Below are 16,795 nucleotides of genomic sequence, written 5' to 3' on the forward strand. Positions count from 1 at the left end.
GAACCAGCCAGCCGTGCTTGACCAGCAGCGCGATGTCCTCGGAGACCGCGTCGTCGGAGAGCGGGTAGGGCGGGTCGAGGAAGACCAGGAGCCCGCAGGGCGGCCGCGGCTCTATCTCAGTGCGCTGAGTGCGCGACCTGGCGGTCGACAGCCTGGCTGCGCTTCCACGTACGGAAGCTGTCCTCGTTGTTCCCGCGGCGCCAGTAGCCGGAGATCGACAGGTCGCCGCGCGGAACCCCACGATCGCGCAGCAGGTAGGGACGGATCCGCTGCATCGTGACCTCGGCCTCGCCGTGCACGAAGGCGTGCACCCGGCCGAGCAGCCACGGCAGGTCGCGGACGACGGTATCCAGGGGCGGGTCGACGGTGGCGTCCAGCCAGCGCACCTCGACCCCGGCCGGTGCCTCGACCTGCTGGAGATGCGCCGCGGAGGGCACCTCGATCACCGCATACCCGACGGCATCGGCCGGCAGCGCCGCCAACGCCGCCCGGATCGCGGGCAGACCGGACTCGTCGCCGACGAGCAGGTGCCAGTCGGCAGCCGGATCTGGAGCGTACGTCCCACCCGGCCCGCGCACGGTGAGCGCGTCACCGGCGCCAGCCGTCGCCGCCCACCGGCCGGCGACGCCCTCGTCGCCGTGGTGCACGAAATCGATGGCAAGGGTGCCCGCAGCGACCGAGGGGTCCAGCGCCGTGTAAGTGCGGCAGACTGTCGAGCCGTCGCCGACCGGGATCTCCAGGCGCACGAACCGGTCGGTGCACACGCTCCCTTCGAAGGCGGAGAGGTCCTCGGCGCGGAAGTGGACGCGGGTCATCCCAGCACTGAGACGCCGGGTCGAGGTGACCACGACCCTCGTCTCCGGCTTTGTCTCCGGCTTCACCGCGCGAAACATGAGGGGAGCCTAACCTAATTTCCGAGAAATGCGGATGACCGCCCGCGCACTGCCCTAGAGTTGCGCCGTGCTCTACTCCGCCGGGTTCGAGTTCGAGTATGCCCTGGTGACGGAGTCACCCGACGTAGGCGCGGGCTCGTTTCGCTACCTGGGCACCTTCCATGACTTCGTGGATCTCGACTTCGACACCCTCCAACGCGCCCTTGCCGACGGCTCCGGCACCACCGACGAGGACCTCGTCCGCGGTGACCTGGGGATCAAGAGCGGCTACTGGTACCTAGAAGGCGACGAGCGCTTCGACGCCGACGGCACCTTCACGTCGATGCTGGTCAAGGGGGTGGAGATCCGCACCCCGGTCTGCTCGAGCACGACCGACGCCGCCGACCGGCTGATCGATCTGCAGGACGACATCTCCAAGCGCCTCGCTCACCTTGGCCTGCACCTGGGCATCGTCGGCTTCAACCCGATCCGCGAGGCGTACGTCCTCGACCCGCCGCTCAACGAGTGGGAGCGGAGGATGCGGGCCGAGCACCGTGAGTACGACCACGCCGAGGTCTCCAACCTGAGCTACGGCCCCGACATCAACCTCTCCTTCCCCGGGCTCTCCGCGGAACAGGTCGTCGAGGTGACCCGCCGGCTGACCTACTACAGCCCCTTCATGGTGCCGTTCAGCTTCAGCTCGCCCTTCCACGCCGGCCGGGCGTGGCGTGGCCCCAGCAAGCGCACCTACGAGCGCACCTGGCGGCGCGTCGCGGCGCGCTGCTTCGTCACCCCGCCCGCGGGCGCCGAGCCGTCCATGGTCCATCTGCCGCGTATCCCGCGTGAGGAGGGACGCATCGAGTTCAAGGCGTACGACGCCTTCCTCTCCCGCGACCTGCTGCTTGCCGGCGCGGCGCTGACGCTCGGCGTCTGCCTCGCCGACGACCTGCCTGAGCTTGCCGACAAACCCAGCCGTGACCTGCACCAACGCTCCGCGACCGACGCGTTCGCCGACCCCGAGATCGCCGCCGGTGCCCGCGACGTGCTCGCGGCCGCCCGCCGAGCGCTCGCCGGCATGCCGGAGGCCGGCCACCTCGACTGTCTGGACCAGTTGCTGAGCGCGGGGCGCACCCCAGCCGATAGCCTTCTGGACGAATATTCGCGCACAGGCCTGATGTACCTCCCGGAAGGACTTCGTTGACTGATCTCCCCGCCGACCTGACCGCTGACCAACTCATGACTCAGCCCGCAGAGGCCGACGTCGCGATCTGCGGAGCAGGCCCGATCGGCGCTGCGACAGCCACCTTCCTGGCCCGGCCCGGCCTACGTGTGGTCCTCATCGACCACGACCCCGCCGACGACCCAGCCCACGTGGCGACCTACCGCTATGCGGGCGGCAGCATCCGGTGGACGTGGCCCGATCCGGTGAAGCGCGAGATGACGACCCAGACCGAGCAGTTCATCCGCGGGGCCGCGGCCGGCGCGGACCTGGACATGATCGATAACACCTACCACCTGCTGCACACCGGAGAGCACATCCCCGCGCTCAACGTCTCCGCGACCGGGCTCGTCGGGCTGCTCCGCGACCAGGCGCAGGAAGCGGGAGCGACGTTGGTCGACGCGCTCGTCACCGGCGTACGCCCTGACGGCAGCGGTCATGTGGTCGAGACCTCCCGCGGCGCGATCCGCGCCCGCCGGGTCCTCGGCGCGATGGGCGCGGCGAACGCCTCGGTGTTTCCACAGGCCAGCGCCGAGGCCGAGAAGCGCCAGCTGTTCGTGCTCGACCTCCCGGTTCCCCCCGAACGGGAGCAGCTGCCCCACACGATCGTGCCGATCGGTGACGGCTTCGGCTACGTCTTCGTGAAGCTCATCGACGGCGAGCTGCGCGTCGTCGTCGGGCAGGAGGACATCGTCGAGGACGAGGACACCTCGGGCCCCGTCGACCACTGGAAGGAGATCCTCGACAGCGGGCTCGCCACGACGCTCCCCTGGCTCCGTGATGCCCGCGTCGACGACATCCTCTGGGGCGTCGACACCGCACAGAAGACGCTGGTGGTCGACGAGCCCAGCCCAGGCGTCCTCGTCGCCAACTGCGGCAGCGCCATCCGCTCCGCGGCCTGGCTGGGACGTACGCTCGCCGAACGGCTCGCGCTCGGGAACTGATGACCGGCCGCGGCCGATGTGAATCCTTTTGCGCGCTGGACCACTCCTATCTGCGACAGCCCGCGCCGCGGGCAGAACAGAGAGGAACACGCGTGATCGACGTAGGAAGCACGATCGAGGACACCTCCGTGCAGCTGAGCGACGGCACGGCGGCCGATCTCCTCGGGGAGGGCCACCGGGGCACGCTCATCTACTTCATGCGGACCACGACCTGCATGATGTGCAACGCCCACGTACGCACCCTCACGTCCAACGCCAAGGACTTCCACGACCGAGGCGTGCGGGTCCTGATCGCCGTCCCCGAGGAGGCAACGGCGGCCCAGGCATGGGCGGACCGGCGGCAGATCCCGTTCCCCGTCGTCCCCGGCCTCCACGGTGACCTCGGCCTCGCCCGCCGCCTGCTCGGCTCGGTGATGCAGTCCGGAACCATCGTCGTGGACGCCACCGGCCGGGTCACGTACGCGGACATCGTCACCATGCCCACCGGCGGATACCGTCACCGCGACGTCCTCGCGGCGCTCGACGCCCTGCCTCAACGCGCGGGGTGATCATGACCGTCAGTGGTACGCGCCGCCCGTGGCCCGACACGGCCGTCGTCCGGTCGGCGCAGGCCGGCGACGAGGCCTCGATCTCGGTGCTCATCGAAGGGGCCCATCCACACGTACGGCGGTTCGCCACGTCGCTGTGCATGAGCGAACAGGACGCCGAGGATGCGACGCAGGAGGCGCTGGTCATCCTCTATCGCAAGATCGGGACGCTGCGAGCGACCGGAGCGTTGGCGTCGTGGATGTTCACCATCGTGCGCAACGAGTGCGTACGTCGCTGGACCATCAGCAGGAGGCACGTCCTCGCCGAGGTGACCGAGCTGCCCCTCGGAGCCAGCTCGTCGGCGGAGGAGGCCGCCTTGGCAGGAATCGAGGCTCGTCTCGTCGCCGCGGCCATCGCGGACCTTCCTCCCGACCAACGGCAGGTGCTGCTGTTGCGTGACGTACACGGCTACAGCGGCAGATCGGTCGCCAAGCACCTGGGGCTGAGCCTGCCAGCGATGAAGTCACGTCTGCATCGAGCCCGAGCAGCGCTTCGGGTCGCCCTCGAAGAGGTGGCCTAGCCGTTCAGCTCGGCACGGGTCGGCGGGTTGGCACCGGCACGCGAGACCGTGACCGCCGCCGCCCGGACGCCGTGGGCGAGCACCTCGCGCCGGTCGCGGTCGAAGTCGTCCCAGAGCGCGTCGACGAGGCCCGCGGAGAAGGTGTCGCCGGCGCCGATGGTGTCCACGACGGTCACCTTCTCGGCCTCGACGTCGATCCGCTCGGACGCGGTGATCCAGCTGGCGCCGTCGCCGCCGCGGGTCACCGCGACCGCACCCGCACCGAGCTCGAGCAGCCGCGCGGCCGCCTTGTCGAGCCCGATCCCGGGGTAGAGCGTCTCCAGGTCCTCATCGCTCGCCTTGACCACATCGGCGTACGCCGCCGCCCGCTCGATCCGCGAGACGACCTCTTGGCCGGTTCCGGTCAGCGTAGGGCGCATGTTGATGTCGTAGAGGACCCGGACGGAGTCGGGGAGCCCGTCGAGCAGGGCGAAGACCGTCTCGGCGCCCGGCGAGAGCACCGGCGCGAGCGAGCCGACGTGGACGAACCGCGGCGTCCCCACCGCGATCTCGCCGAGCTTCCACTCCAGGTCGAAGACGTACGTCGCCGACCCGTCGGCCGTGATGGTGGCCTGCGCGGTCGAGGTGCGGGTCAGCACGTGCGGGTCGCACGCCATCCGGACCCCGGAGTCGGCCAGGTGGGCGGCCAGCGCCTGCCCACGGTCGTCGTCGGCGTAGGAGGCGACGTAGCGCACCGGACGGCCGAGCCGGCCCAGTGCGACCGCGACGTTGGCGCCGCTCCCGCCAGGGTGGTCCCGGGTCACGCCATCGGCCGTCGTGACCACGTCGACCAGTGCCTCACCTACCACCAAGACGTCAGCAGCGGCATTGTCACGATCCAGGCTAGTCACGGCGGCAGATTAGCAACTCGGCGTACGAACGAATTTTCCGGGGTTGACCAGCAGAAACCGCCTACTGTCCAGTAACCCACCGCGGATGGGCGACCGCTCTCGACCGCGTGCGACCATTGAGGATGTGACCGAAGAATCCACCGAGACGACTGGTGGTCCGCAGGGCCCGACCCCCGCCCAGCCGACCGTAATCCACGAGGGTCTACCGACCCAGCTTCCGGACATCGATCCCGAAGAGACCAGTGAGTGGCTCGGCTCGTTCGACGCGATGCTCGAGTCGAGCGGACGCGAGCGAGCCCGCTACATGATGCTGCGTCTGCTCGAGCGAGCCCGAGAGAAGTCCGTCGGCGTCCCCGCACTGCGCAGCACCGACTACATCAACACCATCCCCTCCGACCGCGAGCCGTGGTTCCCGGGCGATGAGGACATCGAGCGACGCATCCGGGCCTTCATCCGCTGGAACGCCGCCGTCATGGTCTCCTCCGCCAACCGCAAGGGCCTGGAGGTGGGCGGCCACATCGCCACCTACCAGTCCTCCGCGAGCCTCTACGAGGTCGGCTTCAACCACTTCTTCCGCGGCAAGGACCACCCCGGCGGCGGCGACCAGGTCTTCATCCAGGGCCACGCCTCCCCCGGCATCTACGCGCGTGCGTTCCTCGAGGGCCGGCTCAAGGAAGAGCAGCTCTTCCGCTTCCGCCAGGAGGTGCAGCACGGCGTCGGCCAGGGCATCTCCTCCTACCCGCACCCGCGCCTGATGCCGGACTTCTGGGAGTTCCCGACGGTCTCGATGGGCCTGACCGGGATCAACTCGATCTACCAGGCGCGGTTCAACCGCTACCTGCAGAACCGCGGCATCAAGGACACCTCCGACCAGCGCGTGTGGGCCTTCCTCGGCGACGGCGAGATGGGTGAGCCCGAGTCGCTCGGCGCCATCCGGGTCGCTGCCCGCGAGGAGCTCGACAACCTGGTGTGGGTGATCAACTGCAACCTGCAGCAGCTCGACGGCCCGGTGACCGGCAACGGCAAGGTCATCCAGGAGCTGGAGTCCAACTTCCGCGGCGCAGGCTGGAACGTCATCAAGGTCATCTGGGGCCGCGAGTGGGACCAGCTGCTCGCCAAGGACGTCGACGGCGCCCTGGTCAACAAGATGAACTCGACCCCCGACGGCCAGTTCCAGACCTACTCGGTCGAGACCGGTGCCTACGTCCGGGAGAACTTCTTCGGCTCCGACCCGCGCCTGCGCAAGATGGTCGAGCAGATGAGCGACGAGCAGATCCGCAAGCTCCCCCGCGGTGGTCACGACTACCGCAAGGTCTACGCGGCCTTCGACGCTGCCACCAAGACCGTCGGCCAGCCGACCGTCATCCTGGCCCACACGATCAAGGGCTGGACGATCGACGCTCTGGAGGGCAAGAACGCCACCCACCAGATGAAGAAGCTGACCATGGCGGACCTGAAGAAGTTCCGCGACCGTCTGCTCCTGCCGATCTCCGACAAGGAGCTCGAGGCGACCTACGAGCAGACCGGCGCGGCGCCGTTCTTCAACCCGGGTCCCGAGTCGGCCGAGATCGAATACATGATGGAGCGCCGCAAGCAGCTCGGCGGCCCGCTCCCCCAGCGCCGGGTCGAGTTCAAGCCGCTCACCCTGCCGGGCGAGAAGGTCTACGCCGAGCTCAAGCAGGGCTCCGGCAAGAACAAGATCGCCTCCACGATGGCCACCGTCCGGCTCCTCAAGGACTGGATGCGTGACCCGGAGATCGGCAAGCGCATCGTGCCGATCGCGCCCGACGAGTACCGCACGTTCGGCATGGACGCGATGTTCCCGAGCGCGAAGGTCTACAACCCCGGCGGCCAGCAGTACGAGTCGGTCGACCGGAAGTTGTTGCTCTCCTACAAGGAGTCCGCGCAGGGCCAGCTCCTGCACGAGGGCATCTCCGAGGCGGGTGCGTTGGCTTCGGCGACCGCTGCCGGCACGGCGTACGCCACCCACGGCGAGCCGATGATCCCGTTCTACATCTTCTACTCGATGTTCGGGTTCCAGCGCACCGGCGACTCGATCTGGGCGATGGCCGACATGATGGGCCGCGGCTTCCTCGTCGGCGCCACCGCCGGTCGCACCACGCTGACCGGTGAGGGTCTCCAGCACGCCGACGGTCACTCCCCGCTGCTGGCGGCGACGAACCCGGCGGTCGTGCACTACGACCCCGCGTTCGCCTACGAGGTCTCCCACATCATGCAGAGCGGCCTCGAGCGGATGTACGGCTCGACCGAGGAGCACCCGCACGGCGAGAACGTCATCTTCTACCTGACGGTCTACAACGAGCCGGTCAGCCAGCCCAAGGAGCCCGAGAACGTCGACCTCGAGGGCATCCTGAAGGGCATCCACCAGGTCTCGACCGCCGAGGGCGAGGGTCCGAAGGTCCGCCTGCTGGCCTCCGGCGTCGGGTTCCCGTGGGTCGAGGAGGCTGCCCGCATCCTCGAGGAGGACTGGGGCGTCAAGGCCGACACCTGGTCAGTCACCTCGTGGAACGAGCTCGCTCGCGACGCCATCGAGGCCGAGCAGTGGAGCCTCAACCACCCCGGTGAGACCCCGCGCACGCCGTACGTCACCGAGAAGCTCTCGGCGTCCAACGGTCCCGTCGTCGCGGTCTCCGACTACATGCGGGCCGTCCCGCTGCAGATCGCCCGCTGGGTGCCCGACGACTACCGCGTCCTCGGTGCCGACGGGTTCGGCTTCGCCGACACCCGCCCGGCCGCGCGTCGCTTCTTCCAGATCGACGCCCAGTCCGTCGTCGTCCAGGCCCTCCAGGCCCTGGCCGAGGCCGGCGAGATCGACGCAGCGTTGGTGAAGAAGGCCTTCGACACCTACCGCATCGACGACCCGACGGCGACGAAGGGCATCATGCAGGAGGGCGGAGACGCCTGAGCGTCTGTCCGTCAGGTCGGGGGCTCGGAGCGACAGTTCCGGGCCCCCGGCCGCATCTCCAGGTGGAAGGATCAGCAGTGTGACCAATCAGGCGACCCTCGATACGCGTCGGCGGACGGCAACGGCGCTGCGGCGCGCTACCGGCCGGCTGGCGACGGCCGCCACGTCGCGTATGGACGACGCGATGCCGTGGTTCAAGGACCTCTCCGCGAAGAACCGTTCCCTCGTCGGCCTGATCGTGCAGGCGGGCATCAAGGAGTTCGTCGGCTGGTACGGCGGCGGCGCCTCCGCCGACACCGCCAAGCCCGACCTGGCCGCGTCGATGTTCGGCGTCGCACCCCGTGCGCTGACCGGCATCATCACGCTCCAGCAGACCGTGGACCTCGTCCGCCTCTCCATCGAGGTGGTCGAGGCCAACATCGACCACCTCCTCGGACCCGAGGACGCCGCCGACGTCCACGAGGCGATCGGCCGCTACGCCCGTGAGGTCGCCTTCGCCACCGCCGAGGTCTACGCCCGTGCCGCCGAGCAGCGCGGCGCCTGGGACGCCCGGCTCGAGGCGCTCGTGGTCGACGCGGTCCTGCGTGCCGAGACCGACGAGGTCGTCCTCTCCCGGGCCAGCGCGCTCGGCTGGGACGCCGACCTGCCGCTGTGCGCGGTGCTGGGCCACGCCCCCGACGGCGTCCGCCTCGACGCCGCCATGGAGGAGGTACGCCGCCGCGCCCGCGCCCACGACCTGCACACCCTGTGCGCGGTCCAAGGTGACCGCCTCGTGGCCCTGCTCGGCGGCATCGAGGACCCGCTGGAGGCCGCCGAGCGCATCGCCGACCTCTTCGCCGACGGGCCCGTCGTCGTCGGACCGATGGCGGCCGGGCTCGCCACCGCCGCCGAGTCCGCCCGGGCCGCGCTCTCCGCCTACCGGGCCGCGCCCGGCTGGCCCGACGCGCCTCGCCCGGCACGCAGCCAGTCGTTCCTGCCCGAGCGTGCCTTGGCCGGCGACGCGTGGGCCCACCGCTACCTGATCGAGAATCTCTATCGGCCGCTGGTGGAGGCCCGCAGCACCCTGATCGAGACACTGGCGGCGTACTTCGCCGCCGGAGGCGGCCTCGAGGCCACCGGTCGCTCACTGTTCGTGCACCCCAACACCGTGCGCTACCGGCTCAAGCAGGTCGCGGAGCTCACCGGGTTCCTCCCGACCGACTCCCGCGACGCTCTCGCCCTGCAGGTTGCCCTGATTCTCGGCCGGCAACAGGACCACTGACCCTGGCAGCGACGCAAGTTGTAGAACCCCTACAAGATTGCGTGACAGATATTCGTTGCCGCTGAAGGTGAACCGACACCCCTCCAGACGGGACTATCGTTGCGTGCTCGTCATTGTCGCCCCAGGACAAGGTGCTCAGACACCAGGATTCCTCACCCCGTGGCTGGAGGACCCCGCTTTCGCCGCTCGTATGGAGTGGCTCTCAACCGTCGCAGGCATCGACCTGATCGACTACGGCACCAATGCCGACGCAGAGACCATCCGCGCCACCGAGATCGCCCAGCCGCTGCTGGTCGCCACCGGCCTGGTCGCGGCGCTCGAGCTCTTCCCGCAGCCCGCGGACGCCTTCGGCAAGATCGGGGCCGTCGCCGGCCACAGCGTCGGTGAGATCACCGCCGCCGCGGGCGCGCGCGCGATCAGCGCCGAGCAGGCGATGGTGCTCGTCCGCGAGCGGGGCAAGGCCATGGCCGAGGCCGCCGCGAAGACGCCGACCGGCATGACCGCGGTCCTCGGCGGCGTGCGCGAGGAGGTGCTGGCCGCGATCGAGAAGCACGGCCTCACCCCCGCCAACGACAACGGCCCCGGCCAGATCGTCGCCGCGGGCACCCTCGAGCAGCTCGAGGCCTTCGCCGCCGATCCGCCCGCCAAGGCCAGGCTGATGCCGCTCAGCGTCGCCGGTGCCTTCCACACCAAGCACATGGAGCCCGCCGTCGGCCACCTCGCCCGGCTGGCCCAGAGCGTCTCGACCCACGACCCGCGTACGCGCCTGATCAGCAACAAGGACGGCCAGATCGTCCACGACGGCGCCAAGGCGCTGGACCGGATCGTCGGCCAGATCGCCAACCCGGTGCGCTGGGACCTCTGCCTCGACACCATGTCCGACATCGGCGTGACCGGCATCCTGGAGATGCCGCCGGCCGGCACCCTGACCGGGATCGCCAAGCGCGCCCTCAAGGGCGTCGAGACCTTCGCCCTGAAGACTCCCGACCAGCTCGACGACGCCCGCGCGTTCGTCGAGAAGCACGGCGAGTCCAACCCGATCGAGACCACGCCGACCTGGCGTATGGTCGTCTCACCGTCCAAGGGCACCTTCAAGCTCTCCGAGACCGTGTCCGGGGTCGACGTGATCCCGGCCGGCGCCGAGATCGGCGCCATCGCCAGCCTCCGTGACACGATCGCGATCACGTCCGCCCACGGCGGCGAGGTCATAGAGTGGCTCGTCGAGGACGGCGACCTCGTTTCCCCCGGTCAGCCGCTGCTGCGTCTGCACCCGACAGGAGTCCAGCACTCGTGATCTCAGCCCCGACAGGTTCACCGCACGCCCGCATCCTCGGCGTAGGCGGCTATCGCCCCACCCGGGTGGTCCCCAACAGCGAGATCGTCGACCTGATCGACTCCTCCGACGAGTGGATCCGCACCCGTTCCGGCATCACCGAGCGTCGTTGGGCGGGTGAGGAGGAGACCGTGCAGATGATGTCGGTCGCCGCCTCGCGCAAGGCTCTCGAGCACGCCAAGATCGGCGCCGACCAGATCGACTGCGTCATCGTCGCCACCGTCAGCCACATGCGCCAGACCCCCGCGGTCGCCGCGCTGATCGCCGACGAGCTCGGCGCCGACCACCCGGCCGCCTTCGACGTCTCGGCGGCCTGTGCCGGCTTCTGCCACGGCATCGCGATGGCCAGCGACTTCATCCGCGGCGGCAGCGCCCGCAACGTACTCGTCATCGGTGTCGAGCGCCTCTCCGACATCACGAACCCGCACGACCGTGGCACCGCCTTCATCTTCGCCGACGGCGCGGGCGCCGCGGTCGTCGGCCCGAGCGAGGAGCCCGGGATCGGCCCGGTCGTCTGGGGTTCCTCGGGCGACAAGGCCAACCACATCCAGACCCCCGACTGGTTCGAGGCGAACGAAGCCAAGGAGACTCCCTGGCTGACCATGGAGGGCAACGCTGTCTTCCGCTGGGCCTCCTTCGCGATGGCCAAGGTCGGTCAGGAGGCGCTCGAGAAGGCCGGCATCACGCCCGACGAGCTCGACTGCTTCGTCCCGCACCAGGCCAACATGCGCATCGTCGACGCCCTGGCCCGCTCCATGAAGCTTCCGGAGACGGTCAAGATCGCCCGCGACATCGCCACCATGGGCAACACCTCGGCCGCCTCGGTCCCGCTTGCTCTTGAGCGGATGATCGAGGAGGGTCAGGCTGAGTCGGGCGACACCGCCCTGCTCATCGCGTTCGGCGCCGGACTGGTCTACGCAGCCCAGGTCGTCGTCGTTCCGTAGTCTCGCACCACCCCAGAGTTTCACCACACAGAAATCCGAGAGGAAGCACCACATATGGCCACCACCGAAGAGATCCGCTCCGACCTCGCCGAGATCGTCAACGAGGTCGCCGGCATCGATGTCGCCGACGTTCAGCTCGACAAGTCCTTCGTCGATGACCTCGACGTCGACTCGCTGTCCATGGTCGAGGTCGTCGTCGCTGCCGAGGAGAAGTTCGGCGTATCCATCCCCGACGAGCAGGTCAAGAACCTCAAGACCGTTGGCGACGCGGTGAGCTTCATCGAGAAGGCTTCCGCGAACGCCTGACGCGCCCCGGCGGCTCGGCCAACCCTCCCAGGCCGAGCCGCCGGATCTGCTTCACCTGACCCAACGCGCCAACACCTCACACGGAGACCACATGAGCAGCCGCACCCGAGTCGTCGTCACCGGACTGGGCACCACCAACCCGGTAGGCGGAGATGTAGCCACCACCTGGGATGCCTTGATCGCCGGCCGCTCCGGCATCCGCGAGCTCACCGAGGAGTGGGCCCAGGATCTTCCCGTACGCATCGCCGGCCGTGTCGCCGTCGAGCCGTCCGAGGTCCTGGAGAGGGTCAAGGCCCGCCGCCTGGACCGCTCCGCGCAGTTCGCCGTGGTCGCCGCGGCCCAGGCCTGGAAGGACGCCGGCTTCGAGGGCACGGCCACCGAGGCCGGCCTCGACGGCGAGCGCCTCGGTGTCGCTGTCGCCACCGGCATCGGCGGCGTCACCACCCTGCTCGACAACTACGACACGCTTCTGGCCAAGGGGCCGCGCCGGGTCAGCCCGCTGGCCGTCCCGATGCTGATGGCCAACGCCTCGGCAGCCAACATCTCGTTGATCTACGGCGCCCGCGCCGCGGCTCAGACCCCGATCTCTGCCTGTGCCTCCGGCTCCGAGGCGATCGCCCTGGCCGCCGACCAGATCCGTCTGGGCCGCGCCGACGTCGTCCTCGCCGGTGGCACCGAGGCAGCGATCCACCCGCTGCCGATGGCCGCGTTCGCCAACATGATGGCCCTGTCCAAGACCGCCTCCGGCCCCGATGGTGGCGACCCGACCACGGTCAGCCGCCCCTGGGACACAGGCCGCGACGGCTTCGTCCTCGGTGAGGGCGCCGGCATCGTCGTGCTCGAGACGCTCGAGCACGCCCAGGCCCGCGGTGCCCGGATCTACGCCGAGGTCCTCGGCGCCGGCGTGACTGCCGACGCCCACGACATCGCCCAGCCCGACCCCGAGGGTCGTGGCGGCAGCCGCGCCATCAAGCGCGCGCTCGAGGACGGCGACATCGACCCGAACACCATCGTCCACGTCAACGCCCACGCGACCTCGACCCCTCAGGGCGACATCGCCGAGGGCCTCATGCTCCACGCCACCCTCGGCAAGCAGGTCGAGAACGTCGTGGTCACCTCGACCAAGTCGATGACCGGCCACCTGCTCGGTGGTGCCGGGGCCCTCGAGACCGTCGCGACCGTCCTGGCGATCCACCACCGCCAGTCGCCGCCGACGATCAACCTCGACAACCTGGACCCCGCGGTCGAGCTCGACATCGCCACCAAGGCACGCGACCTGCCCGTCGGCGACATCGCGGCCCTCAACAACTCCTTCGGTTTCGGTGGCGCGAACGTAGCGGTCGTCTACGGAAGCATCTGATGACCATCACGGCGCCCGCTCCTGCTTCCGCGAGGAAACAGCAGAAGCTTCCTCGTGACCAGGATCCGCGGAATCCGCTGACCCGCCTCAGGGCGCTCTTCGACGAGGGCACCGTCCAGCTCATCTCCCCTGACGACGATTCCGGCATGCTGGCCGCCGTCGGCGAGGTGGACGGCACCCGGGCGGTGGCCTTCTGCTCGGACGCCACCGTCATGGGCGGCGCGATGGGCGACCTCGGCTGCCGTGTGGTCGTCGACGCCTACCATCGCGCGATGACGGACGGCATCCCGATCATCGGCCTGTGGCACTCCGGCGGCGCCCGGCTCGCCGAGGGCGTACTCTCCCTGCACGCCGTCGGCCGCATCTTCCACGCGATGACGCAGGCCAGCGGCAAGATCCCGCAGATCTCGGTCGTCCTCGGCCCCGCTGCCGGCGGCGCTGCCTACGGTCCCGCCCTCACCGACGTCGTCATCCTCGGCCCCGAGGGCCGCATCTTCGTGACCGGTCCCGACGTCGTACGCTCCGTCACCGGCGAGGATGTCGACATGCTCCGCCTCGGTGGTCCCGAGCCGCACGGCCGCCGCTCCGGCGTCGTGCACATCCTCACCGAGTCCGAGCGCGAGGCGCTCGACAAGGCCCGCACGGTCGCCTCTCTCCTCGGCTCCCAGGGTGGCCTCGACGTCGCCGCGGTCGAGGACAAGGACCTCGCCGAGCAGCTGCCCGAGTCGAAGAAGCGCGCCTACGACGTGCACCCGCTGGTCGAGAACATCCTCGACGAGGGCACCACGCAGGAGCTGCACGCTCGCTGGGCCCCCAACATCGTCACCGCGCTCGGTCGCTTCGGCGGCCGCTCCGTCGGCGTCGTCGCCAACAACCCGCTGCGGCTCGGCGGCTGCCTCGACTCCCTCTCCGCGGAGAAGGCCTCCCGGTTCGTACGCCTCTGTGACGCCCTCGGCGTCCCGCTGATCGTCGTCGTCGACGTCCCCGGCTACCTGCCGGGCGTCGGCCAGGAGTGGGACGGGGTCGTCCGCCGTGGCGCCAAGCTCCTGCACGCCTTCGGGGAGTGCGTGGTCCCCCGGGTCACCCTGGTGACCCGTAAGACCTACGGCGGCGCCTACATCGCCATGAACGCCCGTTCCCTCGGTGCGACCAAGGTCTTCGCGTGGCCGGGCGCGGAGGTCGCGGTCATGGGACCGGTCGCCGCGATCCGCATCCTGCACCGCCGCAAGCTCGCCGAGGTCGCGCCCGACCTCCGTCCTCAGGTCGAGGCGGAGCTCGCGGCCGAGCACGAGCGCCTCGCCGGTGGTGTCGACAAGGCTGTCGAGATCGGTGTCGTGGACGAAGTCATCGAGCCGTCGGCGACCCGTGGCGCGATCGCGGCCGCCTTCGAGGACGCGATCCAGACCGTCGGCGTACGCCGCGGTGCTCACGGCAACATCCCACTCTGACCGACACCGTTCAGACACAGACTGAGGCCCCGGAGCTCACGCTCCGGGGCCTCAGTCGTCGTCGGCCGTGCTCTGCGGCCGACGGGGTCGCTCAGACGACCTGGTGCAGCCAGCGAACGGGGGCACCCTCCCCCGCGTGACGGAACGTCTCCAGCTCGTCGTCCCACGGCTTGCCGAGGAGCTTGTCGACCTCGAGCTCGAGCGTGGTGTCACCGAGAGCGGCCTTGACGACCGCGGCCTTGAGCCGGTCCTCCGGGATCATGATGTCGCCGTGCATCCCGGTGACGGCGTGGAAGACGCCGAGGTCGGGGGTGAAGGAGTAGCGCGCACCCTCCGAGGTCGACGTACCGTCCTCGGTGACCTCGAAGCGCAGGTGCGTCCATCCCTTCAGCGCCGACGCAATCGCCGCTGCGGAACCGACCGCACCGGACCAGAAGAGCTCGGCTCGGTAGGTGCCGGCCTGGGCGGGCTGCGCCGTCCAGTCGAAGTTCACCGGCACACCGAGCACCCCCGCGACGGCCCATTCGATGTGAGGGCAGAGCGCGGAGGGAGCCGAATGCACGAACACAACGCCTCGTGCGATGCCACGCGAGGCGCTCGGGTCCTTGATCTGAGTGGTCACCGAATATCTCCTTCGTTGCGGCGCGAGCTACGCCTTCCCCAGCGGGCTCGATCATGCGTGAAGGAAACACTTCGGTGGATCACACGGATGTAGTTGTAGATCCATTCTTACCTACCGCGCCCAGGATCTCCAGTATCGGAGCAAAACGGCCAGTGGCGACCGGCATAGTTGCCGATCGCCACTGATTACGCGTTTGAGGTGGACCTCAGTCCCTCTCGACCGTCTTCTCGAGGACCTCGGCCCGGGCCGCGGCGTCGGTGATCTCCTCGGAGTCGATCGCGTAGGTGCGGTGGAACCAGGTCAGCGCGTCCTTGTCCCGACCGGCGTCCTGGAGCGTGTCGGCGTACGCATAGCGCAGCCGCACCACCCAGGCCTCGCGGCTCTTGTTGTTGAGCGGCGACTGCTCGAGGATCCGCAGGGCAGCGTCGAACTGCCCCATGTCCCGACGAGCGCCGGCCTCGACGATCGTCATCTCAGCCTTCGCCGGCGCCTCGAAGTTCGCCACCGACGGGCTGTGTGCAAGCTTGATCGCCTGCTCGGGCTGGCCGAGCGCGCGGTGGCAGTCCGCCATGATCGGCAGGTACGCCGTCGCGCCGTTCATCCGCTTGGCTGCACGCAGCTCGGCGAGCGCCTCGGAGTAGTGACCGGCAGCGTACGCAGCCTCGCCCAGCGCCTCGCGGATCACAGCGATCCGCTGCGTACGCGACTTCGCCGCCTTGGCGTGCTGGTAGGCGAGCTCGGGGTCGGAGTCGATGAACATGTCGGCGGCGACCAGGTGGCGGGCGATCCGCGCCGCCAGCTTCTCGGGCAGGCCTCGCAGCTGAGCCGAGATCGCACGGTCCAGCTCCTTGCCGGTCACCTCTTCCGGCAGCTCCGGACCGTCGTAGATCCGCTGATCCGCCGTACGCTCCTCGCGCGGCTCGTCGAAGCGACGCTGCGGCTTGCCACCGGCCTTGCCGCCACGGTCCTTGGAGTAGCCACCCTTGCGGTCGCTGCTGCCACCACGCTTCGGGCCGTCAGAGCGCTTCGGGCCGTCGGAGCGGCCGCCGGCGCGGGGGCCGCTGCGTCCAGTCGACGGCTTGCCGTCACGACGCTCGTCGCCTCCGTCACGACGCTGCTCGCCACCGCGACCGCTGCCACCAGCGGAGCCATCACGGCGATCGCTGCTCCGACCAGCACCCGGCCGACCGCCACTCGGTCGACCAGCGCTCGGTCGACCAGCGCTTGGCTTGCCGTCACCCGATCGGCCGCCACGGCCACCGGTAGATGAACCTGAGCTCTTCGGACGCCCGGGGCGTCCGGCGGGCTTACCGCCTCTGTTGCTACGGCGCTCGTCAGCCATAGCTGCCTTCCTCACTGCTGCTTCCCGCAGCCGACTTCGAACGATCCGTGGACCATTCTTTGACAAACTCAGTGCCAGTAAAAGCAGTAGAGGCCGCCCCAAAGGGCGGCCTCTACCTGAAATTTTGTCCGGCGGCGTCCTACTCTCCCACAGCCTCTCGGTTGCAGTACCATCGGCGCTGAAGGGCTTGACTTCCGGGTTCGGGATGGGACCGGGTATT

Annotated in this window: 15 protein-coding genes and 1 rRNA gene; 11 read left to right on the top strand and 5 right to left on the bottom strand. The window is 69.5% G+C overall.

Annotated elements, in window-relative coordinates:
* Positions 1-116: 116 nt before the first annotated feature.
* Complete coding sequence (locus ABZY89_RS28840) at positions 117-893, bottom strand: siderophore-interacting protein (RefSeq protein WP_355232612.1); 777 nt, start codon at positions 891-893, stop codon at positions 117-119.
* Between the two features lie 67 nt (positions 894-960).
* On the opposite strand from ABZY89_RS28840, the gene ABZY89_RS28845 reads away from it, so the two are divergent.
* The 4 genes from ABZY89_RS28845 to ABZY89_RS28860 all read left to right on the top strand — a co-directional run bounded on the left by ABZY89_RS28845 (position 961) and on the right by ABZY89_RS28860 (position 4,143).
* Complete coding sequence (locus ABZY89_RS28845; RefSeq protein ID WP_355232613.1) at positions 961-2,073, top strand: glutamate-cysteine ligase family protein; 1,113 nt, start codon at positions 961-963, stop codon at positions 2,071-2,073.
* On the top strand, positions 2,070-3,035 hold the full coding sequence (locus ABZY89_RS28850; RefSeq protein WP_355232614.1) for an FAD-binding oxidoreductase: 966 nt from the start codon (positions 2,070-2,072) through the stop codon (positions 3,033-3,035). Before ABZY89_RS28845 ends, ABZY89_RS28850 begins: the two co-directional genes overlap by 4 nt.
* Positions 3,036-3,127: 92 nt before the next feature.
* The gene (locus tag ABZY89_RS28855; RefSeq protein WP_355232615.1) at positions 3,128-3,583 is read left to right on the top strand and encodes a redoxin domain-containing protein; all 456 of its coding nucleotides are present in this window, start codon (positions 3,128-3,130) and stop codon (positions 3,581-3,583) included.
* Positions 3,584-3,585: 2 nt separating this feature from the next.
* Positions 3,586-4,143, top strand: coding sequence for an RNA polymerase sigma factor (locus ABZY89_RS28860; protein ID WP_355232616.1), 558 nt, complete (start codon positions 3,586-3,588; stop codon positions 4,141-4,143).
* On the opposite strand, the gene ABZY89_RS28865 is transcribed toward ABZY89_RS28860, so the two are convergent.
* Positions 4,140-5,033, bottom strand: coding sequence for a carbohydrate kinase (locus tag ABZY89_RS28865; RefSeq protein ID WP_355232617.1), 894 nt, complete (start codon positions 5,031-5,033; stop codon positions 4,140-4,142). The genes ABZY89_RS28860 and ABZY89_RS28865 overlap by 4 nt on opposite strands.
* Positions 5,034-5,157: 124 nt before the next feature.
* Here ABZY89_RS28865 and aceE point away from each other — a divergent pair, with 124 nt between their 5' ends.
* From aceE to ABZY89_RS28900, 7 genes are all read left to right on the top strand, one after another.
* Positions 5,158-7,959, top strand: a complete 2,802-nt coding sequence (gene aceE / locus ABZY89_RS28870) for a pyruvate dehydrogenase (acetyl-transferring), homodimeric type (protein ID WP_355232618.1) — start codon at positions 5,158-5,160, stop codon at positions 7,957-7,959.
* Between the two features lie 79 nt (positions 7,960-8,038).
* Positions 8,039-9,220, top strand: coding sequence for a helix-turn-helix domain-containing protein (locus ABZY89_RS28875; RefSeq protein ID WP_355232619.1), 1,182 nt, complete (start codon positions 8,039-8,041; stop codon positions 9,218-9,220).
* A gap of 103 nt (positions 9,221-9,323) precedes the next feature.
* Positions 9,324-10,514: an acyltransferase domain-containing protein gene (locus tag ABZY89_RS28880; protein WP_355232620.1), complete on the top strand. Its 1,191-nt coding sequence runs from the start codon at positions 9,324-9,326 to the stop codon at positions 10,512-10,514.
* Positions 10,511-11,497, top strand: a complete 987-nt coding sequence (locus ABZY89_RS28885) for a beta-ketoacyl-ACP synthase III (protein WP_355232621.1) — start codon at positions 10,511-10,513, stop codon at positions 11,495-11,497. Before ABZY89_RS28880 ends, ABZY89_RS28885 begins: the two co-directional genes overlap by 4 nt.
* Positions 11,498-11,551: 54 nt before the next feature.
* Entirely contained in the window at positions 11,552-11,803 is a 252-nt protein-coding gene (locus tag ABZY89_RS28890; protein WP_091051955.1) for an acyl carrier protein, read from the top strand.
* A gap of 91 nt (positions 11,804-11,894) precedes the next feature.
* Positions 11,895-13,163, top strand: coding sequence for a beta-ketoacyl-ACP synthase II (locus ABZY89_RS28895; protein ID WP_355232622.1), 1,269 nt, complete (start codon positions 11,895-11,897; stop codon positions 13,161-13,163).
* The gene (locus ABZY89_RS28900; protein ID WP_355232623.1) at positions 13,163-14,611 is read left to right on the top strand and encodes a carboxyl transferase domain-containing protein; all 1,449 of its coding nucleotides are present in this window, start codon (positions 13,163-13,165) and stop codon (positions 14,609-14,611) included. The genes ABZY89_RS28895 and ABZY89_RS28900 overlap by 1 nt, the downstream gene beginning before the upstream one ends.
* Before the next feature lie 91 nt (positions 14,612-14,702).
* On the opposite strand, the gene ABZY89_RS28905 is transcribed toward ABZY89_RS28900, so the two are convergent.
* The 3 genes from ABZY89_RS28905 to rrf form a co-directional block, all read right to left on the bottom strand.
* A complete protein-coding gene (locus ABZY89_RS28905; RefSeq protein ID WP_355019179.1) occupies positions 14,703-15,194 on the bottom strand; it encodes a DUF3145 domain-containing protein in 492 nt (163 codons plus the stop codon).
* Between the two features lie 244 nt (positions 15,195-15,438).
* Positions 15,439-16,575: a tetratricopeptide repeat protein gene (locus tag ABZY89_RS28910; RefSeq protein ID WP_355232624.1), complete on the bottom strand. Its 1,137-nt coding sequence runs from the start codon at positions 16,573-16,575 to the stop codon at positions 15,439-15,441.
* 126 nt (positions 16,576-16,701) lie between these two features.
* Positions 16,702-16,795 (bottom strand): 5S ribosomal RNA (rrf, locus tag ABZY89_RS28915); the annotation flags it as partial.

The sequence above is a fragment of the Nocardioides sp. NPDC006303 genome (assembly GCF_040613175.1).
Classification (GTDB): Bacteria; Actinomycetota; Actinomycetes; order Propionibacteriales; family Nocardioidaceae; genus Nocardioides.